The organism is Pandoraea capi (assembly GCF_902459735.1).
GTDB lineage: Bacteria > Pseudomonadota > Gammaproteobacteria > Burkholderiales > Burkholderiaceae > Pandoraea > Pandoraea capi.
This window is the reverse complement of sequence record NZ_CABPRV010000007.1, coordinates 89,775-115,404: the sequence shown is the minus strand read 5'-3', so window position 1 is coordinate 115,404 and position 25,630 is coordinate 89,775. Positions and strand designations below refer to the sequence as shown.

24 protein-coding genes are annotated in these 25,630 nt (G+C 63.8%); 11 read left to right on the top strand and 13 right to left on the bottom strand.

Translation table 11 applies throughout. The features are described 5' to 3' along the window. The first annotated feature begins 36 nt into the window (after nucleotides 1–36). The 3 genes from PCA20602_RS15435 to PCA20602_RS15425 all read left to right on the top strand — a co-directional run bounded on the left by PCA20602_RS15435 (nucleotide 37) and on the right by PCA20602_RS15425 (nucleotide 2,892). On the top strand, nucleotides 37–1,353 hold the full coding sequence (locus PCA20602_RS15435) for an LLM class flavin-dependent oxidoreductase (protein ID WP_150721982.1): 1,317 nt from the start codon (nucleotides 37–39) through the stop codon (nucleotides 1,351–1,353). A 61-nt stretch (nucleotides 1,354–1,414) separates the two neighbouring features. After that, entirely contained in the window at nucleotides 1,415–1,915 is a 501-nt protein-coding gene (locus tag PCA20602_RS15430; RefSeq protein WP_150721981.1) for a flavin reductase family protein, read from the top strand. A 62-nt stretch (nucleotides 1,916–1,977) separates the two neighbouring features. Next, nucleotides 1,978–2,892 carry an ABC transporter substrate-binding protein gene (locus PCA20602_RS15425; protein ID WP_174981177.1) on the top strand — a complete coding sequence of 305 codons (915 nt, stop codon included), beginning with the start codon at nucleotides 1,978–1,980 and terminating at the stop codon, nucleotides 2,890–2,892. A 46-nt stretch (nucleotides 2,893–2,938) separates the two neighbouring features. On the opposite strand, the gene PCA20602_RS15420 is transcribed toward PCA20602_RS15425, so the two are convergent. From PCA20602_RS15420 to PCA20602_RS15375, 10 genes are all read right to left on the bottom strand, one after another. Beyond that, nucleotides 2,939–4,363, bottom strand: coding sequence for a heavy metal sensor histidine kinase (locus PCA20602_RS15420; protein ID WP_246182181.1), 1,425 nt, complete (start codon nucleotides 4,361–4,363; stop codon nucleotides 2,939–2,941). Continuing rightward, a complete protein-coding gene (locus PCA20602_RS15415) occupies nucleotides 4,360–5,034 on the bottom strand; it encodes a heavy metal response regulator transcription factor (protein ID WP_069340113.1) in 675 nt (224 codons plus the stop codon). The genes PCA20602_RS15420 and PCA20602_RS15415 overlap by 4 nt, the downstream gene beginning before the upstream one ends. Before the next feature lie 108 nt (nucleotides 5,035–5,142). Next, nucleotides 5,143–5,949 (bottom strand): alpha/beta fold hydrolase, encoded by an 807-nt coding sequence (locus PCA20602_RS15410; RefSeq protein WP_150721979.1) that lies wholly within the window; start codon nucleotides 5,947–5,949, stop codon nucleotides 5,143–5,145. A 198-nt stretch (nucleotides 5,950–6,147) separates the two neighbouring features. Further along, a complete protein-coding gene (locus PCA20602_RS15405; protein WP_150721978.1) occupies nucleotides 6,148–7,092 on the bottom strand; it encodes an NAD(P)H-dependent flavin oxidoreductase in 945 nt (314 codons plus the stop codon). Between the two features lie 105 nt (nucleotides 7,093–7,197). Continuing rightward, nucleotides 7,198–7,713, bottom strand: a complete 516-nt coding sequence (locus PCA20602_RS15400; protein ID WP_069340115.1) for a MarR family winged helix-turn-helix transcriptional regulator — start codon at nucleotides 7,711–7,713, stop codon at nucleotides 7,198–7,200. A 132-nt stretch (nucleotides 7,714–7,845) separates the two neighbouring features. Then, nucleotides 7,846–9,228, bottom strand: a complete 1,383-nt coding sequence (locus PCA20602_RS15395; RefSeq protein ID WP_150721977.1) for an MFS transporter — start codon at nucleotides 9,226–9,228, stop codon at nucleotides 7,846–7,848. A 59-nt stretch (nucleotides 9,229–9,287) separates the two neighbouring features. Next, the gene (locus PCA20602_RS15390; RefSeq protein WP_246182180.1) at nucleotides 9,288–10,946 is read right to left on the bottom strand and encodes an AMP-binding protein; all 1,659 of its coding nucleotides are present in this window, start codon (nucleotides 10,944–10,946) and stop codon (nucleotides 9,288–9,290) included. Beyond that, entirely contained in the window at nucleotides 10,939–11,790 is an 852-nt protein-coding gene (locus PCA20602_RS15385) for an enoyl-CoA hydratase/isomerase family protein (protein WP_150721976.1), read from the bottom strand. The genes PCA20602_RS15390 and PCA20602_RS15385 overlap by 8 nt, the downstream gene beginning before the upstream one ends. A 27-nt stretch (nucleotides 11,791–11,817) precedes the next feature. Further along, on the bottom strand, nucleotides 11,818–12,999 hold the full coding sequence (locus tag PCA20602_RS15380; protein ID WP_150721975.1) for a CaiB/BaiF CoA transferase family protein: 1,182 nt from the start codon (nucleotides 12,997–12,999) through the stop codon (nucleotides 11,818–11,820). 8 nt (nucleotides 13,000–13,007) lie between these two features. Next, complete coding sequence (locus tag PCA20602_RS15375; RefSeq protein WP_150721974.1) at nucleotides 13,008–13,781, bottom strand: enoyl-CoA hydratase/isomerase family protein; 774 nt, start codon at nucleotides 13,779–13,781, stop codon at nucleotides 13,008–13,010. 236 nt (nucleotides 13,782–14,017) lie between these two features. On the opposite strand from PCA20602_RS15375, the gene PCA20602_RS15370 reads away from it, so the two are divergent. The 3 genes from PCA20602_RS15370 to PCA20602_RS15360 all read left to right on the top strand — a co-directional run bounded on the left by PCA20602_RS15370 (nucleotide 14,018) and on the right by PCA20602_RS15360 (nucleotide 16,533). Beyond that, nucleotides 14,018–14,971 carry a hydroxymethylglutaryl-CoA lyase gene (locus PCA20602_RS15370; protein ID WP_150721973.1) on the top strand — a complete coding sequence of 318 codons (954 nt, stop codon included), beginning with the start codon at nucleotides 14,018–14,020 and terminating at the stop codon, nucleotides 14,969–14,971. Then, the gene (locus PCA20602_RS15365) at nucleotides 14,968–15,393 is read left to right on the top strand and encodes a PaaI family thioesterase (protein WP_150721972.1); all 426 of its coding nucleotides are present in this window, start codon (nucleotides 14,968–14,970) and stop codon (nucleotides 15,391–15,393) included. Before PCA20602_RS15370 ends, PCA20602_RS15365 begins: the two co-directional genes overlap by 4 nt. A 78-nt stretch (nucleotides 15,394–15,471) precedes the next feature. Beyond that, a complete protein-coding gene (locus tag PCA20602_RS15360; RefSeq protein ID WP_150721971.1) occupies nucleotides 15,472–16,533 on the top strand; it encodes a porin in 1,062 nt (353 codons plus the stop codon). Nucleotides 16,534–16,598: 65 nt separating this feature from the next. On the opposite strand, the gene PCA20602_RS15355 is transcribed toward PCA20602_RS15360, so the two are convergent. Beyond that, complete coding sequence (locus PCA20602_RS15355) at nucleotides 16,599–17,021, bottom strand: lysozyme inhibitor LprI family protein (RefSeq protein WP_150721970.1); 423 nt, start codon at nucleotides 17,019–17,021, stop codon at nucleotides 16,599–16,601. 266 nt (nucleotides 17,022–17,287) lie between these two features. Between PCA20602_RS15355 and PCA20602_RS15350 the strand changes: the two genes are divergently transcribed. Continuing rightward, the gene (locus PCA20602_RS15350) at nucleotides 17,288–17,752 is read left to right on the top strand and encodes a hypothetical protein (RefSeq protein WP_150721969.1); all 465 of its coding nucleotides are present in this window, start codon (nucleotides 17,288–17,290) and stop codon (nucleotides 17,750–17,752) included. A 47-nt stretch (nucleotides 17,753–17,799) separates the two neighbouring features. On the opposite strand, the gene pdxR is transcribed toward PCA20602_RS15350, so the two are convergent. Continuing rightward, nucleotides 17,800–19,374 (bottom strand): MocR-like pyridoxine biosynthesis transcription factor PdxR, encoded by a 1,575-nt coding sequence (gene pdxR / locus PCA20602_RS15345; protein WP_150721968.1) that lies wholly within the window; start codon nucleotides 19,372–19,374, stop codon nucleotides 17,800–17,802. Between the two features lie 296 nt (nucleotides 19,375–19,670). On the opposite strand from pdxR, the gene tauA reads away from it, so the two are divergent. The 4 genes from tauA to PCA20602_RS15325 all read left to right on the top strand — a co-directional run bounded on the left by tauA (nucleotide 19,671) and on the right by PCA20602_RS15325 (nucleotide 24,202). Further along, nucleotides 19,671–20,729: a taurine ABC transporter substrate-binding protein gene (gene tauA / locus PCA20602_RS15340; RefSeq protein ID WP_150721967.1), complete on the top strand. Its 1,059-nt coding sequence runs from the start codon at nucleotides 19,671–19,673 to the stop codon at nucleotides 20,727–20,729. Nucleotides 20,730–20,808: 79 nt separating this feature from the next. Next, nucleotides 20,809–21,627 carry a taurine ABC transporter ATP-binding protein gene (locus tag PCA20602_RS15335; protein WP_069340126.1) on the top strand — a complete coding sequence of 273 codons (819 nt, stop codon included), beginning with the start codon at nucleotides 20,809–20,811 and terminating at the stop codon, nucleotides 21,625–21,627. A gap of 133 nt (nucleotides 21,628–21,760) precedes the next feature. Beyond that, entirely contained in the window at nucleotides 21,761–22,576 is an 816-nt protein-coding gene (locus PCA20602_RS15330) for an ABC transporter permease subunit (RefSeq protein ID WP_150722124.1), read from the top strand. A gap of 222 nt (nucleotides 22,577–22,798) precedes the next feature. Next, entirely contained in the window at nucleotides 22,799–24,202 is a 1,404-nt protein-coding gene (locus PCA20602_RS15325) for an amino acid permease (RefSeq protein ID WP_150721966.1), read from the top strand. 47 nt (nucleotides 24,203–24,249) lie between these two features. On the opposite strand, the gene PCA20602_RS15320 is transcribed toward PCA20602_RS15325, so the two are convergent. Then, a complete protein-coding gene (locus PCA20602_RS15320) occupies nucleotides 24,250–25,545 on the bottom strand; it encodes a hypothetical protein (RefSeq protein WP_150721965.1) in 1,296 nt (431 codons plus the stop codon). Nucleotides 25,546–25,630 lie beyond the last annotated feature (85 nt).

Sequence of the window (25,630 nt, the reverse complement as noted above, 5' to 3'; positions counted from 1 at the left end):
CCACGCGATAACAAACTCGATAAAACAGGATTCGACATGTCAAACGACGGAATGATGAGACTCGGCGTCTCGATGCGTTATCTGGGCTATCACATGGCCGCGTGGCGGCATCCCGATGTGCCGGCCGACGGCGCCATCGATTTCCACTACTTTCTCGAAAGCGCACGTAAGGCGGAAGCCGCGAAGTTCGACATGATCTTCTTCGCGGACGGCGTCGGCGTGAGAGCCTCCGACACGCCTCGCGGTTCGGCAGCGCGCGACGCGAAGAATGCCGAACTCGAACCGCTCACGCTGCTCGCGGCCATCGGCGCATGCACGTCGCGCATCGGCCTCGTCGGCACTGCATCGACCACGTACAACGAGCCGTTTCACATCGCCCGCAAGTACGCCTCCATCGACCACATCAGTGCGGGCCGCGCGGGCTGGAACGTCGTGACCTCCTGGTCGCAGCAGGAAGCGTGGAACTTCAATCGCGACGAGCATCTCGGCTACGAAGTGCGATATGAACGCGCCGACGAATTCGTCGACGTCGTGAAGAAGCTCTGGGATAGCTGGGAAGACGACGCCTTCATCCGCGATAAGGCCTCGGGCGTGTTTTACGACGAGGACAAGCTGCATGTCCCCAACCACAAGGGGAAACATTTTCAGGTGCGGGGGCCGCTGAACTCCGCCCGAACCCCGCAAGGCCGTCCGATCATCGTGCAGGCGGGTGCGGCCGAGGCTGGCCGGGAAATCGCGGCGAAGAATGCCGACGTGGTGTACAGCGCCTCATTCGACATTGCGTCGGCCAAGGCCTATTACGCCGATCTGAAAGGCCGTCTCGCGAAATATGGCCGCACGCCGGATCAACTCCTGATCATGCCAGGCCTGACGCCTTACGTCGGCCGAACCCGGCAGGAAGCGCAAGACAAGTTCGATCAGTTGCAGGAGCTGATCGATCCGCTGAGCGGCCTGTCGATCCTGTACAGCACGCTGGGCGACCTCTCCGGCTACGACCTCGACGGGCCGGTGCCGGATACCAGTTCCGGGCCGGTGAGCAGCATCGGCAACGGCCTGATCGAAATGGCACGTCGCGACAATCTCACGATTCGCCAGCTCTACAAGATCCGGGCATCGGGCGGACGTCAGCTCATCGGCACGGCCGAGGACATCGTCGACGACATGGAGGCATGGTTCCGCGAGGGCGCTGCGGACGGCTTCAACCTGTGCCCCGCCATCCTTCCCGGCGGCCTCGACGACTTCGTCGAACTCGTGCTGCCCGAACTGCGCCGTCGCGGCCTGTTCCGCACCGAGTACGCTGCCAGCACGCTGCGCGGCAACCTCGGACTCGGTACGCTGCATTACGGCGACTGATTGACTGATTCACAGTGACTGAATGAGGCCTCCGCTTCATCGGAGATCATGAGGTATGAGCATGAACGAACAAATTTCCGCCGACGTCTTCCGTCACGCCATGACGTGTTTCGCCAGCGGCATCACGGCGGTGACGACTTATGAGCACGGCACGCCCGCCGGACTGATCGCCACCTCGGTATGCAGCCTGTCGGCCGACCCGGCAACGATTCTCGTGTGCGTCAACAAGTCGGCGTCAGCGCACGACATCCTGCTTCGCACCCGGCGCTTCGCGGTCAATCTGCTGTCGGCCGAGCAGTTGCCGGTGGCGCGGCGCTTCACGTCGCTGCGCGGCCCGGATCGATTCGACCCGGCGCACTGGCGCACGGGCGATCTCGACGTGCCGACATTGCTCGACGCGGTCGTCGTCTTCGAATGTCAGTTGGCAAAGGTGCATGACGGATTCACCCACAGCATCATCGTCGGGCAGATCGTCAAGGCAACCGTCAACGACGCGCGGGAGGCCGACTGCCTGCTCTGGCATCACCGGGACTTCGCCCACAGCCCGCAGCGAGCCGCATGACCCGCCGGCATTCATCGCCATCCGGACGTGCCCGGCACGTCCCTTTTCATCGAGGCCTTCGCATGACTCGTCACTTCCTCTGCGCGACACGTCGCGTATTCTCCATCGCTTGCGCCACCGCGCTTGCCACGCTGTCACTTGGCGTGTCCGGCGTGGCCAGCGCGGCGGAGACAACGCCCCTACCCGCCCCCAAAGTCGATCCGGCGTTGGCCGCGCAGGTGCCGAAGTTCTATCGCGATCGGGGCACGCTCACGGCAGGCGTCAATCCCGATGTCGCACCAATCAAGTTCGTCGACGCGGACGGCAATATCGTCGGCTTCACGCCGGAACTGCTGTCCGCCGCAGCGGCGGTGCTCGATCTGAAGGTCAGGCTCGCGCAATCCTCTTTCGATGCGCTGATTCCGGGGCTGAGCGCCAACCGCTTCGATGTCCTGCTGTCGCTCTCGGACTTCACGTCGCGCCAGAAAGTCGTGACCTTCGTCGATTATCTGGACATGGGGCTGACGGTCATCGCGCTGCCGTCCAAGGCGAAGACACTGCAATCGCTCGACGATCTCTGCGGCATGCAACTCGCGCTGCCGCGCGGCACAGCGACCATGGAGAAAGCCAGCATACTGAGCGACAAATGTCAGAAGGCGGGCAAGCAACCGGTGACGGTAGCCACCTACCCCGACTCGAACATGACGCTGTTGTCGCTGTCGACCGGCGCAAGTCAGGTGGCGTGGGTCGATTCGCCGATCGGGTACTACAACGAGAGCAAGTTTCCCGCGAAGTACAAGGTCGTCTACTACAACGCGGAAGCCCCTTACGGAATCGGCTTCGGAGTCGATGAGAAAAGCAGGCAACTAGCCAACCTGATCCGGCAGGCGTTACTCAAGCTTCAGAAGGACGGCACCTACGATCTCTTGCTGAAGAAATGGGGATTGACGGCGAAGGATGCCAAGCCCGACTTCCCGATCAACGGCGGGACGCGATAGGAAAATCGGGAAATCAGGGCATTCGGTCGTGACGCCCCGGGGGGCGTCATGCCTTCGGGAACGCCAGCGTAAAGCGCGTCACGCCGTTCTCGCTCGTCACACGCCAAGCGCCGCCGTGCAATTGCATGATGCTTCGCACGATGGACAGCCCGAGACCGCTGGACTCGGAGGACCGTTGACGCGACGCGTCCGCCCGGTAAAACCGGTCGAACAAACGATCGCGATGCGCCGCCTCGATCGTCGCGCCAAGATTCTCCACATGCAGCAGCGTCTCGTCGCTGCGCTGCTCGGCGATCAGGCGAATCGCGCTGCCCTCGTTCGCGTGCCGCACCGCATTGGCCAGCAGGTTGGCCATCGCGCGGCGCAGCAGTTGGGCGTCGGCCAGCACTTCGCCGTCGCCCTCACGCTCGATGCGCAGGCCACGCTCGTCCGCCAGCCCCTCGAAGTAATCGGCGATGCGCTCGAATTCATCATCCACGTCCAGCGAACGGCGGTCGATAGCGTGATCCGCATGTTCGGCACGCGCGAGGAACAGCATGTTGTCGATCATCTTCGAGAGACGTTGCAGTTCCTCGAAGTTCGATCCCAGCAGACGCTGGTAATACACGGGCTCGCGCGAATGGCTGAGGCCGACCTCCGTCTGCCCCAGCAAGTTGCCGATGGGCGTGCGCAAGTCGTGCGCCATGTCGGCCGAGACCTGCTGCAATTGCGTGAAGCCCCGCTCCAGCCGCCCGAGCATCGCGTTGATCGACACGACGAGCGCATCGAGTTCGGCCGGGGTGTCGCGCTGCGGCAGCCGCGTGGAGAGCGTGCCGACGCCAATGGACGCCGTCTGCACTGCCAGCCGCCGCAGCGGACGCATGCTCCGCCGCGCCAGCCAGAACGCGAGCAGCGCCGCGAGACAGGCCGCTGTCGTCGCAAACAGGAATATCTGGGTGCGGTAATCGCTCAGCATGCGCGTGCGCTCGGTCATCAGTCGGCCCGACATGATTTGCAGATCGCGCTGGCCGGCAACCCCATGCGCGGTCGCAGCGACGTAGATGAACGGGGTGCCATCAGCCGCCTGCGTGTGATGCACGGCGTCGAGCGTCAACGGAGCGTCGGGTGCGACGGGTGTGACTGGCGGCACGATCGCTCGCCCGGGATTCACCTCGATGAGGGGCGGCTCGCCGGGGTAACCCACGACCAGCAGCGACTCGGTGTTCCCCAGCATGTTGGCGAACAGGTGCGGCTTGTCGCGAATGAGATCGTGCGCGTCGACATCCTGCATCAACGTGCGCAGTTGATCGACACGCGTGACCAGCGCGCCATCGTCGCGCACCACCAGTTGCGCCTCAAGCTTCCAGTACAGCGCGAAGCCGACCACCGCCATCGCGACGAACGCCATCAGCGCAAAGCCAAGCGCCAGCCGCGTGCTGAGCGACATGCGTTTGTCGTGCGCCGTTTCCGTAGTGCCGGAGAAGGCCGTCATTCGATCTCCTCGCAGCGATAGCCCACGCCATGCACGGTGTGGATCAATCGCGTGGCGAACGGCTCGTCGATCTTCTGCCGCAGACGTCGCACCGCCACGTCGACCACATTCGTATCGCTGTCGAAATTCATGTCCCACACGCGCGATGCAATCAGCGCACGCGACAGGACTTCGCCCGGGTGCTGCACGAAGAAGTGCAGCAGATTGAATTCCTTGTTGGTCAGCGTAATGCGCGTGCCGCCGCGCTCGACGCGACGTTTGGTCACATCGACGCAGAGATCGCCGACGCGTAAGACATCGTCGGTCGACTGCGGCTGCCCGCGTCGCAGAATGATGCGAATGCGTGCGAGCAACTCCGCAAAGGAAAACGGCTTGACAAGGTAGTCGTCCGCGCCGAGATCGAGCCCTTTGAGACGGTCTTCGAGCGTGCCCCGCGCACTCAGGAACAGCACCGGCGTGCGCGTGCGATCCCCCAGCTTGCGCATCACCGTCCACCCGTCCATGCCGGGCATCATGACGTCGAGCAGAATCAGGTCGTACGTCAGCTCCTGTGCCATATGCAGACCGTCGATGCCGTTGGGCGCCACGTCGACCACATACCCGGCTTCGGTCAGGCCGTTCTGCAAATATTCGCCAGTCTTCGCTTCATCATCTATGACCAGAATGCGCATGGTGTCGGCAGGCTCTCAAAAATCCAATGGCGATAGCGGCATGGCGGCCTCCAGGGCCGCCATCCGGTTGGCGGTCGACCGTCGGTCACCGCCAGCTTACTCGCAGACTTACTTGCCCGCTGCGTTCGCTGCTTCTTCGATCAGACGCGCCACGGCCTGCGGATGCGACTCGTACACCGAGTGGCTGGCGCCCTCGATCTCGACGGTGTGGGCATGGGCACGTGCCGCATACATCCGTTCCAGATCCGGGTTGATGATGCGGTCGGCCTTGGCCACCATATACCACGACGGCTTCGTCTTCCATGCCGGATCGGGGATCAGGGCGGTGAAGACCGAGGCGGCCGTCGGCATCTGCGCGTTGGCTTCGAATTCGGCCTGCGCGCGCGGCAGGTCGGCGGCGAAGTCGGCCGGATAGTCCTTCGGGTTCAGGTACAGGTAGTTGTCCGGCGTCTTCACGACCGCTTTGGTCAGATTCGGAAACTTCTTGCCGTTGCTGGCTTCGGTTTCGCCCACATCCAGCGCGTGCGCGGCGATGTACACCAGCGCCTTGACGTGTTCGTCGTTGCCCGCTTCGGTGATGATCGCACCGCCGTAGCTGTGGCCTACCAGCACTGCCGGGCCGTCCAGACCGTCGAGCACGCGCTTGGTGGCGGTCACGTCTTCCTGGAACGACGTCAGCGGCTCCTGCACCAGCGTGACGTGATAGCCGTCCTTGACCAGCAGGTCGTAGACCGGACGCCAGCCGGCGCCGCCGACGAACGCGCCGTGCACGAGCACGATGTTCTTGATCGGACCGGTGGCCGCCGGGGCGGCATGCGCCGACACGGCGGGGAAGACGGCAGCAGCGGCGGCGGCAAGCAGCGCGCCGGCAGTAGCAGTACGCGCAGCGATAGCGCGCAGTTGGCGAGTGGGCATGTGAGCTCCTTGAGTTGACTTCGTGACTTCGTTCATCCGGATACGGACGTTGCGGTGAACAACGTGAAGCCAGTCTAAGGAGCGGGGGACGTCAGAGAACTGACGCAGAAATTACAAAAAAATGACGAAATCGACGACCGGCGGCAATCCGTGCGCGATCGTCGTCCATGCCAGTGCCGGCGCCCGAAGTCGAGCGCGTCAGCCCGCGAGCCGGTGCGCCGCGCGCTCGCACTCTTCCACGAGCCTGGCCATGACGTCCGCCGCACCGGGCAGGTCGCCGATCAGCCCGGCCGACTGGCCGAGTTCGACCTTGCCCCAGTCAGTGTCGCCGTCGAGTGCCGCCTGCTTGAGCGAGCTGGATTTGAAGAGCGTGTCGTACGCCGCGTCGTCCGGTTCGTTTTTGTCGGCAAGCAGCACGCGTTCGGCGAAACGGTTGCGTGTCATGCGCACCGGCAATCCGCGCACGCCGACGAGCGTCGTGCCGTCGATGTCGGTATCGAGCACGGCACGCTTGTAATTCTCGTGGACGCCTGCCTCACGCGTGGCCAGAAAGCGTGTACCGAGTTGCACGGCGTCCGCGCCCAGCGCGAGCAACGCCGCAACGCCATAGCCATCCGCCACACCGCCCCCGGCGATGATCGGCAGATCGAACTCGACGACGGCCCGGCGCACGGCCACGAGCGTGCTCACGCCATTGACCGGCGGATGTCCACCCGCCTCCGCACCGACCACCACGAGAGCATCGACACCGGCGTCAGCCGCCTTGCGCGCATGCGGCATCGTCGAGACCACGTGTATCCAGCGAACGCCTCGCGACTGGAAGCGCGCAAGGTGCGCCTTCGGACCGCCCTGCGATGCGATCACGACGGGCACGCCCTCCTCCTCGATGACATCGAGAAACTGCTCGGCCTGCGGCCGGTACAAGGGAATATTGACGGCAAACGCGCCTTGGGTCGCCGCCTTCACTTCGCGCACGGTGTCGCGAAAGGCATCGAGATACATCGGCCCGGCAGCAATCACGCCCAGACCGCCGGCATTGGACACGGCAATCGGCAACGCCGCGTTCGACGACGCCCAGCTCATCCCGGCCTGGATGATGGGATATTTGATATTCAACAGCCGAGTGAGGCGGGTCTGAAGCATGAAAAGTCCCTCGAAATACCGCGCAGACGCGCATTGACGATGCTCGTCAATCTAAGGGACATATGATGCAATGTCAAACAATTTACTGCACAAAACCCAACAACATCACAGGTCTTCGCCAGCCTCCTCCCGCTCCTGATCCAGCATGATCCTCGCCTGATACGTGAGCTTGTCAAGTATCTTGGGCAACGCATCGCGCTCTGCGCGCGTCAGCACGGACAACAGCCGGTCGTTGAGTTCTTCGGCAACGGGAAAGACTTGTTTGACGAGATCGCGGCCGGTCGCCGTGAGCGAGATCACGACGCCGCGCGCATCGGCGCTGTCGGTGCTGCGCTGGAGAATGCCCCGCGCTTCGAGCGCACTGACCGTGCGGCTCATCAGCCCGCGATCGAACTGCGCCTGCTCGGCAAGGCGATTGAGCGACATGCCCGCGCTGCTGTGGAGCAGCGCGATGGAACGCCATTCGTTGAGCGTCAGGCCGAAGTTGCGCTCGTAGACGCTCGACGACCCCTTCGTGTAGATGTTCGTCAGTTGACGCAGTTGAAACGACGTGAGCTGCCGCAAGTCGGACGGTGCGGCGCTCGCCGGTTCTGGCGAGCGCGAAGGGTTAGGCTTGGGCATGTGTCGGGCGGGCCGGAACGGTGGAATGGAATGGCGTCATGCTATCGCCTCGCCAATGCCCGGTCAAACCCGCGAACACCCCGAAACCAGCCCCGAACCACCCTACCGACGCGAGCGGTTCACAACGCCGTTTCAGGACCGAGAAGCCCCCTTGGGCAATAACCGCGCTGGAATGCCGACAAGCAATAGCACGCTGCCGAACAACACGAAGCAGCCCGCGACCTGCAATCCCAGCGGCAGGCTACCCGTCGTCGTTTTCACGTAACCGATCACACTCGGCCCGACCAGCCCGCCCAGCGCCCCGATACTGCTCACGACGGCAATCCCGGCCGCGGCGCTGGCGGGCGCCAGGTACGTCGACGGAATCGTCCAGAACACCGACAGACTCGACAGGTGTCCGGCCGTCGCAATTGCGAGCAGCAGTACGGCGAGTCCAAGGTTGTGCGACAGATACGGCATCACCATCAGGCTGACGGCCGCGAACATCAGCGGCACGGCAGCATGCCAGCGACGCTCGCGATGGCGGTCCGAATGACGACTGACGATCAGCATCGACACGATGCCGACCACCGGCGGCACCGCCGAGAGCAGCCCCACGTGGAACGGATCCTTCACACCGGTGGACTGGATCACCAGCGGCGCATAGAACGCGATGGTGCTGGCCAGCACATACGCGCAGAACGACACGAGTCCCGCGACGTAGACACGCCAGTCGCGCAGCGCCGCCAGCGTGCCGCCGTGGCCACCGCCATGACTATGACCACCCTTGCTCGCCTTCTGACGGCGCTCCTCGCCGAGCACGCTCGTGAGCCGCGCCTTCTCGTCTGCACTCAGCCACTTCGCCGACTCGGGCCTGTCTTCAAGCGCGAAGAAGACAACGACGCCCAACACGATAGCAGGCAGCCCTTCGAGCAGGAACATCCACTGCCAGCCGGCCAGTCCGTGAATCTCATGAAAGCTGCGCATGATCCAGCCCGACGTGGGCGCACCGATCATCGTCGCAATCGGAATGGCGACGAACGACAACGCAGTCACGCGCGCCCGCCGCTCCGCCGGGAACCAGTAGCTGAGATACAGGATCAGGCCGGGGAAGAAACCCGCCTCGGCCGCGCCGAGCAGCATGCGGGCGACATAAAACTCCGTGGGCGTGCGCACGAACATCATGGCGCAGGACACCGCGCCCCAGAGCGTCATGATGCGCAGCAGCGTCTTGCGTGCGCCCATGCGGGCGAGCATCAGATTGCTCGGCACCTCGAAGAGCAGAAAGCCGACGAAGAACAGCCCGGCGCCAATGCCGTAGACGAGATCGCTGAAGTGCAGATCCGCCTTGAACTGAATCTGCGCGATGCCGATGTTCGCGCGGTCGATGTAGTTGATGATGTAGCACACGAACAGCAATGGCAGCGTGCGCCAGGCGATCTTGCGATAGGTCGATTCCTCGACCACCGTTGCACTCGCCGCAGGCGCGGGTGTGCCGCCGAACGGCTGTGACGCCGTCGTCGAATGTGAAGTCATGTCTCCTCCAATCTTGATTTTTTGATGAGGTCCGGCTGTTGTGCGATGCCTTCACCGCATCACGACAGGCCGAACTCCCGTATCGCGTAGTCGCGCAGCTTGTTCTTCTGCACTTTCGAGCTTCCCGTCATGCCGATGCCATCGAACGAATCGACGAACCGCAGATACCTCGGCACCTTGAAATTCGCAGCGCGCGCACGACACCAGTCGATGAGCGCCTCGCTTGTGACGTCTGCCCCGGGGCGCAGCACCACGAACGCCGCCGGCACTTCGCCAAGACGCGCATCCGGCACGCCGACGACCTGTGCGAGTTGCACGGCGGGATGCGTGAACAGCGTCTCTTCCACCTCGGCGGGCGCCACGTTCTCGCCGCCGACGCGGAACACGTCCTTCAGTCGGCCGATCATGCGCATGCGCCCTTCGCCGTCGATCACGCCGAGGTCGCCCGTGCGCAGCCAGCCGTCGTCACTGAACGCCTGCGCGGTCTCCTTCGGCTTGTTGTAGTAGCCCTTCATCACGCTCCAGCCGCGCACCTGAATCTCGCCCGGCTCGTTCGCCCCCAGCACGTCGCCCGTCTCCGGCGACACCGTGCGGATCTCGATGCCCGGATGCGGACTCGCCCAGCCGCCCACACGCAATGCCAGCGGGTCGCGCCAGTCGTTGAGCACCACGTTGGGCGACGCTTCCGATTGCCCGTAAGCGCCGACCATGTGCGGCACACCCATCACGTCGTGAATCTTCTGCATGATCTCGGGTCCGGCCGCCGCCCAGCCGCCGCGCAGATGAATGCGCTCGCGACGGAATTCGGGGTGCCCCATCATCATCAGGAAAATCGTGTCGTTCCCGGACGTGAGCGTGCAGCGCTCCTCATCGAGAATGGTCAGCACCTTCGCCACGTCGAACGACGGCACCGACAACAGACAGGCGCCGGTGACCAGCGAGACGAGCAGCGACATCGTCGTGCCCGCGACGTGGAAGAACGGACGCACACTGAAGTAGCGATCATCGGCGCGCACGCCGATGCGCAACGCCGAAGCGGCCGCATTCGTGAGCATGTTGCGATGTCGCAGCAACACGCCCTTCGGGAACGACGTCGTGCCCGAGGTGTACTGAATCAGCAGAATGTCCTCCGGTGACACCGCCGCCGCGCGACGCGCCACTTCCGCGCGAAGCTCGGCGGTGTCGGGCAAATCGTCGAAATGCTCGACGGCCTGCGGCAGGCCGCGCGACCGGTCGCCGACCATCACCGCGCGCCGCAACAACGGGAGAAAATCGCCAGGCAATGCGGCATCGAAAGCCGGTTCGACGCTGCGCAGCAACGCCGTGTAATCGATGTTGAGGAACGTGTCGGTGTAGAACAGCACGCGCACGTCGCCCTGACTCAGGCAGTAATTCAGTTCGTCCGACTTGAAGCGCGTATTGACGGGGACCGCCACCGCGCCGATCGATGCGGCGGCATAGAACAGCACCACCCAGCTCACCGAGTTGCCTATCAGAATGCCGACGTGCTCGCCGTGTTGCACCCCGAGATGCACCATGCGTGCGGCCGCCTGCTCGACGCGCGCCGCCAGCGTTCGGTAGTCGATCCGCTCACCGTCGATCACCAGCGCTTCGGCCGTAGGCGTCTCACGCACACGCGCGGCGAGAATCGCGGGCAGCGTTACCGGCCCCTCCAACCCGAACTTGCTGGCATAGACTTCGTGGCCCATTTCACGCATGGCGGCCTCCCTGCTTCGTCACGCTCGCGGCGGCATCTACGCCATTGGCCGCGTGATTCACGTCGTTGCTCGTCCCACTGCCGAAACGCGCGATCTTGCTGCCCCAGTCGGGGCTTTGCAACAGCGTGTCGATGGCCAGCATCTCGATGGCGAGCGCACCGGCCGGATCGGTTTCCACGCCCCGGTCGATACAGTCTTTCGTCAGTCGCATGGCGAGCGCCGGTGCAGCGGCGATGGTCTGCGCCATGGCCCGCACGGCGTCCAGCGCGTCATCGGCCGGCACGATGCGCGACACCAATCCTGCCTCGCGCGCTTCCTGCGCCGAGAGCGTGCGGCCCGTGAATGCCATGTCCTTCGCGAGACGCTTGCCCACCGCGCGCGGCATGCGTTGCGTCGCACCTACGGTCCCCCAAAGCGCTTCAGGCGTACGGAACGCCGCGTTGTCCGTCGCGACGATGAAGTCGCACGCCATGGCGATCTCGCCGCCCGAGCCGATGGCCGGGCCTTCGACCAATGCGATGCACGGCTTGCCGATCTGCTCGATGGCGTCATAAGCGGCGAACGCCTTGATGCGACGCGCACGCACATCGTCGAGACTCATGCCCTGACGCTCCTTGAGATCCGCCCCTGCGCAGAACACCGGCCCGTTGGCGCGCACGATCACGCAGCGCACCGAATCGTCGCCACGCAACGCCTGAACGACCGTGCGCAATTCGTCGCACATCACGGCATTGAGCGCATTGCGCTGTTGCGGCCGGTTGAGCACGATCTCGACGACAGCGCCCTCGGCACCCTCCGTGCCTTCGGCGCCGCGCAAGACCTCCAATGTCTCCCAATCTTTCATGCTTGTTCGCTTCCTGTTCAATCGTATTCAGATGGCGCCATCGCGACGCAGCGCAGCGATCTTCTCGGGCGTGTAGCCGAGTCCTGCCAGCACGGAATCGGTGTGCTCGCCCAGCAGCGGCGGGCGCCCCACTTCCGGATCGGCGAAGCCGTCGAACTTGAACGGCACCGGCAGCGCGCCGAATTTTCCGACCGACGGGTGCTCGAACTCGCTCACCATGCCGCGAGCCAGCACGTGGGGATCCGCAAGTACTTCGTCGACATGCTGAATCGGACCGGCGGGCACACCGGCGGCGTCACATGCGTCGCACAGTTCGCGACGGGTCCTGCGAGAGATCGCCGCCGTCAGCGCCGCCATCAGGCGATCGCGATGCTCCACACGGCCGGCGTTGGTCGCGAGCGTGGCGTCGGCGGCCAGTGCGTCGAGTCCGAGCAATTCACACAGCGGCAGCCAGTGCTGATCGCTGCACGTGATATGGACGTAAGCCCCGTCGCTGCACGCGAACGTCGCGGACGGCACGCGACCCGGGTGCTCCGTGCCCAGACGCGGCGGCACCTCGCCCAGCGCGAAGTAGCGTCCGGCGGCGAGCGTGAGCAGACTGACCTGACCGTCGAGCATCGAGAAATCGACGTGACACCCGGCGCCGGTCTGCGTGCGCCCTTGCAAGGCGCTGAGAATGGCAATCGCGATCCACAATCCCGACGACAGGTCGGCAATCGGCAACCCGGGCTTCACCGGACCGCCGCCGCGCTCGCCCGTCAGGCTCATCAGCCCGCCCATCGCCTGAAAGACGGTGTCGTAACCTTTGCGTTTCGCATACGGACCTGTCTGGCCGAAGCCGGTGCAGGAGACGTAAATGAGCTTCGGATTGGCTTCACGCAGCGCCGTCTGATCGAGGCCGTAGCGCTTGAGCGTGCCGACGGGGAAGTTCTCCAGCAGCACGTCAGCGCGCGAAGCGAGATCGCGAATGATCGCGCGGCCCGCCTCCGTCTTCATGTTCGCCGTGACGGACTGCTTGCTGCGGTTGCAGGCGAAGTAATACGCCGACTCGTCGCCGACTTTCGGCTCGAACGTGCGGGTTTCGTCCCCGCTGCCCGGCTGCTCGATCTTGATGACCGTAGCACCCAGTTCCGCGAGGATCATGTCTGCGAAGGGGCATGCCAGCACGCGCGCCAGTTCGAGAATCGTCACGCCGGCGAGCGGCTTCATCGTTGCGCTCATGACGGACGCACGCGCTTGGGGAAGCTGCGCATCATCATGTTCGTGTCGAGCGAGACGTCGAACGCCTGCGTCAGCGGCAAATCGGCCACGCGATGGAACAGGCGCTTGGTCGCAGTCATGGAGACGGGATCGTAGTCGGCCAGACGGGCGGCCAGCGCGACGGCGTCGTCGACCAGCGTGGCATCGGGGCTCACACGATTGGCAAGACCCAGCGCCAATGCGCGCGACGCATCGACGGTATCGCCCGTCGAGACCAGCTCGAATGCCGTCTTGCGTCCTACCTGACGCACCAGATTCGCCATCACGATTGCGGCCACGATGCCGTGCTTCAGTTCGGGATAGCCCAGCTTGAGGCTCTCGCCCACGACCAGCAGGTCGCACGCGAGCGCCAGCCCTGCGCCGCCGCCCATCGCATAGCCCTGCGCGGCGCCGACCACCGGCGTGCCGATCTCGGCGAACGCGCGGTGCAGCGATGTCGTGAGATGCGCACGCTTGAGCGCCGCCTGTGCGGCGTCGGCATCCGAGCCACCCGCAACGAAGCCGCCGAACTCCTTGACGTCGGCCCCCGCACAGAAGCTCTGCCCCGCACCAGCCAGCACGATGGCGTTCACGTCGGGATCGGCGTCGGCCTCGCGCAGCGCGGCCAGCAAGGCATGGGTCAGTTCGTTGTTCAGCGCGTTGCGCTTGTCGGGGCGGTTCATGGTGATCACGCGCACGGCGCCGCGATCTTCAACGCGCAGGGCGTCGGGAAGCGTCAGGGTTCGGGACATCGGGTTCATCAACCTTGGGTAAGACGGGTATGGCGGCTAGCCTAATCCAACAAATGTGACGTCGTCAAACAAAATTATTGACGCAGTGTTTCTCACACGGCGAAAAACCTCAATAAACATAAATAATTACGGTAAACCCTGTGTCGCACGGCCCACAATTTATTTGACATTGCGTCACATTAAATGATTTGATGCGTGCCATCCGAACTCATTTTTGGCGCGCTGCGCCGTTCGTCATGTCCGAATTGACCCTGTGCGAATGTTTTGCCCGCGACGGCCTGCAACACGAGACCGCATTCCTCGCCACCGATACCAAGCGCGATCTGATCGACCGGTTCGCACGTGCCGGTTTTCGCCGCGTGGAGGCGACGTCTTACTCCAACCCGGCCGTCGTGCCGCAGTTCGCCGACGCCAGCGCCCTGCTCGCCGTGCTGCCGCGCGTCGATGGCGTCTACTACAAGGCGACGTGCGCCAACACGCGCGCCGTCGAGCGTGCGCTGGTCGATCTGGATGCGGGCATCGGCGTCAATGAAATCAGCCTGCTGGTGTCGGCCAGCGACGCGCATTCGACGCGCAACCTGAAGCAGTCGCGCGCCGATCAGTGGTTGCGCATCGAGGCGATGGCAAAGGCTGCGCAAGGCCGTTTCCGTCTGGTTGGCACCATTTCGGTCGCCTTCGGATGTCCGTTCGAAGGGGCCATCGATCCCGCGCGCGTGCTTCAGGACGTGGAGCGATTCGCCTCGCTCGGCGTGCAATACATCACGCTCGGCGACACCATCGGCGTGGCGACGCAGGCATCGACGAAGGCCCTGTTCTCGCAGATGCTGGCGTCCTTCCCCGACGTCCACGCCATCGCGCATTTTCACGACACCCGTGGCACCGGCATCGTCAATTACCTCGCGGCACTGGAAGCGGGCGTGAGCCACTTCGATGTCGCGTTCGGGGGCACCGGCGGCCATCCGGCGAAGGTGCAGTACGGCGGCGGCGTGACCGGCAATGTCTGCACGGAAGACTTCGTGAACGTGCTGGAGACGATGGGCGTCGATACGGGTATCGATCTGGCCGCGATGATGGCCGCGTCACAAGCGTGCGAAACCGCGCTCGGGCGTCAGCTCGCCAGCCGGGTCGCACGCACCGGCCTGAATCCGATGCTGAGCACGTCCGCGGCCGCAGCCACCGCAGCCCAATGACGCACCTCACGTCTCCCGTGCCCGTCGGCCCGCTACGCATCGAATCGCAGTTCTGCCTCGATCAGAGCTTCACGCTGCTGGAATCGGGCGACGGCACGGCCGTCCTCGCGTGCGATGTGCTCGACCGGCATACCAACCGCCACGGCAACGCGCACGGCGGCCTGATCGCCACGCTGCTCGACACGGCGATGGGCATGGCGACGCGCGCGAGTGGCACGGTCGACAACCTCGGCACCGCCAGCCTCACGATCAACTACCTGCGCCCGGCACGCGGACGCATCACGGCGCATGCAAGGGTGCGCCGTAGCGGCCGCTCGCTCGCGTTCTGCGAAGCCGAGGTGCTCGACGCCGACGACCGCCTGCTGGCCACCGCCAGCGCCGTCTTCGCCGTGGCCCCGCACGGGGCATCGCCACCGGCCTGATTCACCGCATCCCCTGGCAATACCAGCAACACCAGCAATACCCGCGACATCCAAAAATACACATCGGAGACACCCGTCATGCTTTTCGCAACACGACGCCGCATCGCGTACGCGGCGGCCTGCCTTTCCTGCACAACGCCTCTGCTGCTCGCGTCCACCAGCGCGCACGCCGAAGTCACGCTGTACGGCCTCATCGACACGGCCATTCGCTACGAAACCAACGCCAGCGCCAGCGACGGCAAGCTGTTCAGCGCCTCGCAAGGTTCGTTCACCGGCTCGCGCTGGGGGATCAAGGGCACCGAGCAACTCGCCCCCGATCTGGAAACGTTCTTCGTGCTGGAGAGCGGCTTCAGTCTGGATGACGGCACGTCGTTGCAAGGCACCAAGAGCGCCGGCTTCGGGCAGGCGTCGTCGAACGGTGCGGGTCGACTGTTCGGCCGTCAGGCGTTCGTGGGCGTGCGCGGCAGTTATGGCGCGTTGTCGATCGGGCGTCAGTACAGCGTGGGCTACACGGCGATGGGTGCGGCGCAGATCTTCAACAACCCGAACCTCGACACGCTGATCGTGGCCAGCAACTACGTCGGCAGCCGTCTCGACAACACGGTGAAGTACACCCTCGATGCGGGCGGCTTTTCGCTGGGTACGGCCTACACCTTCGGCAATGCCGCGAGCGATACGCATGCGAATTCGGGCGTGGGGGTGACGGCGGGATATACGGCGGGCGGGGTGAACGGCACCCTGGTTTATCAGCGCCTGACGTCGGCGGACGGCACGCAGTCGCGCAACACGTTCGGCTTTTCGACGGGCGCAGCGTTCGGCGCGTGGAAAGCCACGGCCGGCTATCTGCATAGCCAGTTGACGGAGGTCGAGACGCGCAACAACGTCATGCTGCTCGGCCTGAGCTATAACCCGCTACCGGCGCTCACACTGGGCGTGGGCGGCTTCGTCGACTGGCAGGCGCAGCCGGGCGGCAAGCGTACCGCCGTCTATGGCATGGCGGATTACCAACTGAGCAAGCGCACGGACGTCTATCTGGAAGTCGATCACAACAACATCAGCGGCAAGTACACGCTGATTGCCTCACAGGGCACCTACGGCAGCAAGATGGGGGTTTCGCTGGGGTTGCGTCATACGTTCTGAGGCAGCGCACGGCAGTGGGCATCGATCGACGAATGCCCGCTGCCGAGTGCGATGCGTGAGTCGGATCACGGGCGAGTGCAGGACAGATCGCCTTCTTCGCAGTTGTTCATCCTGTCCAGACGTTTGGTCTGCGCCTTCGTCAATTCGTCGAAGCAGGTGGTGATCACGAGCGGATGAATGCTGCCGCCGTCCGAGCCCATCGTCTCGAACGTACACTGCGCGTCGCGCCACGCGATCCACGCCCGCTGCGACTTTTGCAGTGCGGCCTTGCCCTCCGGACTCAGCTTCTTGTTCAGCGTCTGAAAGGCGTCGTTGAGCTTCTTGTCGGAGGCCTTGTAGGCGTCCATCGCGCACTTGTTCATCGTCGCCTGATCCTGCGGGTCGTTGCAGGCTGAAGCGGAAGTTACTGACGTGGCGGACGGTGCAGCGTGGGCCGCAGCGCCGATCATCAATACAGCGGCGGCGGCCGCCCAGCGAATGGCTTTCATGTGTCTCCCGGTAGTCGGATGCTCTTGAGCGAGGGCTTCATGCTATCCGAACCAGCCTTGCTAAGGCGCAGGAATCCCGTGCGTTCCGACACCCGGCGATAACGTGCCGCGATGAATTTTCCGCACCGGCAGGTTTCCGTCCAGGAGCCCCGATTTCGCAACGCGCACCCCGCCCGACACGAAAGGCATTGACGCGCGACACGTGAACCTCTACTGTCCCGGGAAACGAACACCCCCTTTATCGTTAGGATAACTGACCTATCCCTATGAAAATCGATAGTGGTATCACGCACACGCTCACGGGTCGCCAACAGACGAACACCGGCAACGGGCGGACCGACATCGGATCATTTCAGGCCGTGCTGGCGGAAAAAACGCAGCAACCCGGCGACGCGACCGGCGCACAGCAAAGCACGCGCCAGATCGACTTCCACGACATGACGCGTCAACAGATGCGCGATTGGGTCAACGGCCAGATTCGCAGCGGCCAGATGTCGCTCGACGATAGCTCGCCGTTCATGGCGATGACGATGAAGGTGCCGGTCGACGGCAGCCCTGAAATTCCGGCGGACCGCGATCCCGAACGCATCGATTTCGCGGATCGGGCACGTCAGGGCATCGCCGGGGCGCTCGCCCTGAACGACCCCGAAAATGCGAAGCGTCTGCAACAGGCGCTGGACATCATGACGCGCCTGCAAGGTCAGACGGTCGGCATCTCGACGCGCGCCTGATGCATGCCTGATGCGCGGCGGCCCCGGCACCCGCCGGGACCGGCAGGTTACTCCGCCGCAGGCGCCGCCTCTGCCATCGTCTCGCGCAGCACTTCCGCGAGCGCGACGACTCCCGCTTCGATGTGCTCCAGCCGAATGGACGAAAAGCCCAGCCGGAACATGTTGCGCGGGGGCGCATCCCCCATGAAGAACACGTCGCCCGGCTCGATCAGGATGCCGCGCGACTTCGCCCTCGCCGCCAGCACGTTCGCATTGAGCTGCGCAGGCCCCTGCACCCAGCACGACGCACCGCCCTTCACGCGCACGAACGACACTTCCGGCAAGTGGGTTTCGAGCGCCGCGCTCAACACTTCGGCGCGCTTGGCGTAGGTGTCGGCCAGACGCCGCAGCAGCGCATCGTGATGACCCAGCGCGAGAAACATCGAGAACGAACGCTGAATGAATGCCGACGGGTGACGAATCATCAGCCGCCGCAGCGCGCGCAGCTCGTTCACCAGCGCCGCCGGCGCGACGATATATCCCAGCCGCAATCCCGGCGCGAAGGACTTCGACAGGCTGCCGATATAGATCACCCGATCGCTGCGGTCCAGACTCTTCAACGCCGGAATCGGAATGTCCGAATAGCTGTTCTCGCTTTCGTAATCGTCTTCGATGAGCACGAAATCGTCGGCTTCGGCACGACGCAGCAACGCCTCACGATGGGCCAGCGGCATCGTCGTCGTGGTCGGACATTGATGTGACGGGGTGACGTACACGTAATCGCATTGCGACAACCGGTCGTCGACGGGCAGGCCGTGTTCGTCGACCGGCAGGTCGATCAGCTTCGGCGTGCGCATCGCGAAGATGTTGCGCGCATCCGGATAGCCCGGATCTTCAATGCCGACGGTCGTGCGCGCACCGACCAGCAGATCGGCCAGCAAGTACAACGCCTGTTGTGCGCCGTTGGTGAGGACGATTTCGTCGGCGTCGGCCCACACGCCGCGACGCGGCAGCACGCGCGTGCGAATCTGCTGGATCAGCGTCTCGTCGTCGCGCGCGATCATGTCCGGCGCCCAGTCGCGAATCTCCATGACGGTCAGCGCCTTGTGGCAGCACTCGCGCCAGTCCGCCGTCGGAAACATCGTCGGATCGAACTGCCCGTAAATGAACGGGTACTGGTATTGCTGCCAGTCGATCGGCTTGACGATGTTGCGCTGTGCCGACGGACGCACGACGTATCGCCCCTCCCAGTCCGGCGTGGACGGGTCCAGCGGCGCGATGGTGCCAGCCGCGTCGTCATCGGTGGGCACAAGCGCAGCGCCACGGCCATCACGCGCCGACGCGCTTTGTGACCCGACGCGCGGCGCAAGGATATCGCCATTGACGAAGTAGCCGCGCCGCTCGCGCGCGATCAGATACCCCTCATCTACCAGTTGCTGGTACGCCAGCACCACCGTGTTGCGCGCCACGCCCAGCCCTTCGGCCAGTTCACGCGACGACGGCACCGCCGCGCCGCGCATCAGACGCTCATCCAGAATCGCCGACACCAGCATCTGGCGAATCTGGCTCTGCAAACTCATGCCCGCTCGCGCCGACACCGAGAACAACTGGTTCCACATCGCCGCAGAAATCCGGCTCGACATCGCGTCCCCTTTCTTATGTCACTTCCAGAACGTCAATTATTACTCATGAGACGGTGACGTTTATTCCGAATTGGGGTTTATCCGCAGACGCGAGAAAAAGGGCCGAATGCCAGCATCCATGCGCCTTGGCGGGCGATTTCGCCGTAGCTGGACCAGTTGGCATCATCAAATGCGGCCAACTGGCTCTAACGAACAAAAAAGTGCGCGGCAATGATGCAGTCACTTGACGCCGATTTGTCATAGCGGATGCGTCAACCCGAGTGTTCCACCGAAAACTTTCCGATTAGAGGTGAACCATGACTGGACTTCCGAACCGGCTGCGACGGGTGTTCGCTGCCACGGCGCTGGCGGCAGCCGCGCTTCCCGCGACGCTCATGCTCGGCTTGACGCTGCCTGGGACAGCCCAGGCGCAGGAGAAGGAGGTGACGATCGCGTATCAGCAGATCGTCGATCCGTGGCTGGTCGCCATCGCGAGCGGCGACTTCGAGAAAGCGACGGGCTACAAGATCCACTGGCGCCAGTTCGAATCGGGCGCGAAGGTCGCCACGGCGCTCGCCTCCGGCGACATCAAGATCGGCGTGCTCGGTTCCAGCCCGATGGCGGCCGCCGTCTCGCAGGGGCTGGATCTGCAACTGTTCTGGATTCTCGACGACATCAACCAGGCCGAAGCGATGGTCGTGCGCAATGCGTCGAACATCAAGACGCCTGCCGATCTGAAGGGCAAGAAGATCGGCGTGCCGTTCGTCTCGACGACGCACTACCACACGATGTTCGCGCTGCAACAGTGGGGCATCAAGCCGACCGAGGTGCAGGTGCTCAACATGCAGCCGAACCAGATCGTCGCCGCGTGGGAGCGGGGTGACATCGACGCCGCCTACGTGTGGGATCCGGCGCTCGCCCAGATCAAGCAAAGCGGGCACGTGCTCATCACGTCCGGCGAGCTGTCGAAGCAGGGCAAGCCGACCTTCGACGGGATTGCCGTCGACCGCAAATGGGGCGAAGCGAATGCCGACTTCATGGCGAAGTTCGTCAAGGTGATCGCCGACGCCGATGCGGCCTATCGCCAGAATCAGGCGGCGTGGACACCGGCGTCCCCGCAGGTGAAGTCGATCGTGAAGACCATCGGCGGCAAACCGGAAGACGTGCCCGGCGCGCTCTCGCTCTACGCCTATCCGTCCGCGCAGCAGCAGGCGTCGGCCGAGTGGCTGGGCGGCGGCAAGGACAGCCGTGCGGCCAAGGCGCTCAAGGACACCGCCGAGTTTCTGAAGAGTCAGCAGAAGATCAACGCCGTCAAGGCGGACTACACGCCGTATGTCACGTCGCGCTATGTCGACGCCGCACTCAAGTTGAAGTAAGCCGCACCGGGGCCGTCATGCCGGCAGGTCCGGCGCGGTGGTCCCTCCCCGATCGCTGGATCTGCTGGAGAAGGGCTTCATGGAACAACTCATCGTCAACGACGTCAGCGTCGTGTATCCCGGTCGGCGCCCCGGCGAGCAGGTGCAGGCGCTCGCCCATGTCGATCTGACCATCGCACCCGGCGACTTCGTGGTGGCGCTCGGCGCCTCGGGTTGCGGCAAGACCACGCTCCTCAGTCTGATGGCGGGCTTCATCGCACCGACGTCCGGCGAATTGCTGCTCGGCGACTCGCCCATCGAAGGCCCCGGCGCCGACCGTGGCGTGGTGTTCCAGAAGCATGCCCTGCTGCCGTGGCTGAGCGTGATGGAGAACACCGAGTTCGGACTCAAGCTGCAAGGCGTGCCCAAGACCGAGCGCCGCGCCCGTGCCGCGCGCAATCTGGCGCTCGTCGGCTTGCAGGACTTTCACCATCACATGATCTATCAGCTCTCGGGCGGCATGCAGCAGCGCGTGGGGATCGCCCGGGCACTGACCTGCAATCCGTCGATGCTGCTCATGGACGAGCCGATGGCCGCGCTCGACGCGCTCACGCGAGAGACCATCCAGGAGTTGTTGCTCGACGTCTGGCGTGAAACGCAGAAGATGATCTTCTTCATCACGCATAGCGTGGAAGAAGCGCTGTTCCTCGCCAGCCGCCTGATCGTGATGTCGCCCCGCCCTGGACGCATCACGCACACCTACGAACTCGACTTCAACAAGCGCTACCTCGAATCCCGCGATGCGCGCGCCATCAAGTCGAGCCCCGATTTCATCGCCATGCGCGAGACCGTGCTCAGCATCATCTACGGCGACGAGCGTGCCGGGCAGACGACGTCTGCCGGCGCGGTCGCCGCCTGAGCGACGCGGGAGACGAGCCATCATGATGACCAAACCCGTCACCAATCCTCACGCGCACGCCGCCACGCCGGCCGCCTCGAACGGCATGGCGCGTGCCGCCAGTTCGCGACGCAAGCGCGGCCTGTTCGCGCGCATGTTCGCGCCGCGTCCTGTCAAGGCCGGCGAGTCGTTCGGCGCGCCCGGTCAGGGCCCCAGCCTCGCGATCAGTGTCGTGACCGTCTTCGCGCTGCTGTTGCTGTGGGTCGCGATCACGTCGTCCGGCATGATCAAGCCGCTGTTCCTGCCGGGACCGCGCGCCATCGTCGAGAAATTCATTCAGGTCTCGACGGAAGGCTTCGCCGGATCGACATTGTGGCAACACACGCTCGCCAGCCTCTACCGCGTGTTCGGCGCCTTCGCGCTCGCGTGTATCACGGCGATCCCGGTCGGCATTCTGATGGGCGTGTCGCGCATCGGACGCGGCGTCTTCGATCCGCCCATCGAGTTCTACCGTCCGCTGCCGCCGCTGGCCTATCTGCCGCTCGTGATCATCTGGTTCGGCATCGGCGAGTTCTCGAAAGTCTTCCTGATCTATCTGGCGATCTTCGCACCGCTGGCCATCGCGGCACGGGCGGGCGTTCGCTCGGTCTCGCTGGAACAGATTCACGCCGCGTATTCGATGGGCGCGTCGCCGCGTCAGATCGTCATGCACGTGATCGTCAAATCGGCGCTGCCTGAAATCTTCACCGGCATGCGCATTGGGATTGGCGTGGGCTGGACCACGCTGGTGGCCGCCGAAATGGTGGCGGCATCGAGCGGTCTCGGGTTCATGGTGCTCAACGCGGCGGAATTCCTCGCGTCGGACATCGTGATCATGGGGATCATCGTGATCGGCTTCTTCGCGTTCGGATTCGATCTGATCATGCGCTATCTAGAACGTGTGCTGGTGCCCTGGAAAGGCAAGGTCTGACAAGGCATACCGTAGACAGGAATCAGACGGCAACAAGACGTAAGCGGTCACGTTGGTCATCACAAGAAAGACGCAGGGCGGCGCCCCCGATTCGCCGCACCTGCCGTCGAACAAGGCATTCAGGAGGTTGTGTGGCAGTTGAGACATTCATCGGCAGTTTCCCCCTCGTTGCAGTCCTCGCAGTCTTTCCCCGCATCGTCGCACCGCTCACGGGAGGTCGCCATGGCCAATCGTGACACCGGAACGCATCTGCAATCGAGCCTCAAACAACGTCATATGAGCATGATCGCGCTGGGCGGCGTGATCGGCGCAGGACTCTTCGTCGGCAGCGGCGTGGTGGTGCATGCCGCCGGCCCGGCCGCCGTGCTGTCGTTCCTGATTACCGGCGCGCTGGTGGTTCTGGTCATGCGCATGCTCGGCGAGATGGCGTGCGCGCTGCCCGCCGTCGGCTCGTTCTACGAGTACGCGAGACTCGCGTGGAACGACAAGCCCGTGGGCGGCGAACTGGCCGGCTTTCTAACGGGCTGGATGTACTGGTATTTCTGGGTGATCGTGGTCGCGGTCGAAGCCGTGGCCGGGGCCAATCTGATTCAGTTCTGGTTGCCGGACATTCCCGCGTGGACCATCAGCCTCGTGCTGCTCGTGGTGCTCACGCTGACCAATCTGGTGTCGGTGGCGTCGTACGGCGAGTTCGAGTTCTGGTTCGCGTCGATCAAAGTCGCGGCCATCGTCGTCTTCCTGTTCCTCGGCGCACTGTTCGTGTTCGGCATGTGGCCGGGTGCGGTGGCGAGCACCGGACATCTGCTCTCGCATGGCGGTTTTATGCCTAACGGCGTCGGGCCGGTGATGGCCGGCGCAGTCGCAGCCACAGGCTTCTACTTCGGGGCAGAGATCGTGACGATTGCCGCCGCCGAAGCCGCCGAACCGCAGCAGGCGGTGGCACGCGCCACGAACTCCGTGATCGGACGCGTGCTGTTCTTCTATATCGGTTCGATCCTGCTCGTGGTGATGCTCGTGCCCTGGAACTCGACCGGCATGGCGACGCCGTATGTCAGTGCGCTCGAAGCGATGCACATCCCGGCGGCGGCGCACATCATGAACGCCGTCGTGCTCACCGCCGTGCTCTCCGCGCTGAACTCCGGGTTGTATGCGTCATCGCGAATGCTGTTTGCGCTCACGCGCCGGGGCGATGCGCCGCGTTCGCTGGCGAAGCTTAACGCTCGGGGCGTGCCGGTTCGTGCGATTCTCGTCGGCACGCTGTTTGGCTACGCGGCCGTGGTCATGTCGTACGTCTCACCGGATACGGTGTTTGCCTTTCTCGTGAACTCATACGGGACCGTGGCGATCTTCGTCTACGTGCTGATCGCCTTCTCGCAACTCAAGCTGCGCAAGCGGCTGGAACGCGAGGCGCCGGGCAAGCTCAAGATAAGAATGTGGGGGTACCCCTACCTGACCTGGGTCGCCATCATCGGCATGTTGTCCATCGTCGGCGCCATGGCTTTCATTCCCGACCAGCGCACACCGTTGGCGCTCGGTGTCGCGAGTCTGACGGTCCTGCTGGTTGCCTTCACCGTGCGGTCGATATGGCGCAAGCTGCGCTCCCCGGATCCGGAGTTCGATCTCTGATCGGGGTTGCGGTGGGCGACGCGCAATGCTGTCGCTCACCGTAAAAATTAATGACTATCGTCACTCTTGAAACCGAGATCTGTCTCCTCAACCTTAGATTCGCCGTCGCCATCGGAGATACTTCCCTCGCTTTCGACGTCACCGCTGTTTACACGCGGAAACTTGTCTAACCAACTCGACGATTGCGCCTGCGTTGACTCGTTTAACGATTCCCACTTCTCATCAAAACGACGCTGGCTGACGAAATCGCTCAGTTGCGAGAGTGAGTAGGCGTCGTCGTATCCGAAGTTTACGTCTAACGGCGGCGAGTGTTGCTCGACTTCGAAATCCAGCGTCCCCGCCAGAATTCTTGCCTCTTTCGAAAGTCTGGCGCAATGATTGGCGTCTTCGACGTTCCCATCCTCTAGTCGTTGAAGCGCCGTTTTCGCGAGCACGCTCGCGGCGAATGTGTTTGCCGCCGTAGCCTTGTCCCGCTCACCACGGCCTTTGTGGAAATCCGCGACTCTCATTAAAGCAACACCATGCGACTTGGTGTCTTGAGACTTCGCAAATGCATCGGCGCCTGTCGTCAGCATCCATAGCAAGCGTGAGGTGTCGGCGTTCGGGACCTCCTCAAGCCGGCGCGCCAACGCCATCAGGGCACTCCCAAGCATGTGGATCTCGATTTGATCGTCGCTGAACGCGGCTGGCTCATCATCCGAAAGACCACGCTCAATGAGCGCAATCCAGACCTCGCAGACCTCCGCATTGAAATCCCGGGGTTGTGGGTTCGCCATGCGCTTCACCAGAGCGGCCAGGAGCGAAGATTCGTTGCCATCCGGCTTCAGCAGCAATTGTCTGGCCTCATGGCGGAGCAGGGCCTTGTCGCCAGTCCCGAGCGACGACATCGTCAACGGAAAGTGCAACGGAACATCCGGGAAGGTGAAGACGATCAGACCATCCTCCCCGATCCCGGCAGTGGCCATCACGTTATCTCTGACGGAAGACGTCAGCTCGGCCAGTTGATTCGCGGCATCGTCGTTGACCGGGCGATGCGGACTGTGGCGCTCGAGATAGTCCCGCCCTTGTCCAAACGACGCGACATGGCAGTGCGCCGCGCCGGCGAGAATGCGCGCCTTTTCCGTACCGGACAACGTGTTGGACACGGTATCCAATACGCCCATGGACCGGAAGCGCGCGAGAAATCCGGAGATCGTGCTATCCGGGATTTTGCCGCCCAAATTCATCAAGCGATTGAAGTCACTCAACTCGCTCAAGCGACGTTCGCTGAGCATCTGATCCGGATAACCCTGCACCTGAAAGTTCGTGCTCGAGGAAGGTTGAGTGATTGGAGTGGTTGGCATGAGCGTTGCCTCGTCAAATCGTCGTTGAAGTGAGTGCGAGCCGGGGCAGCGGAGCGCAAACGTCTGATATCGCCGCGCACCCTGT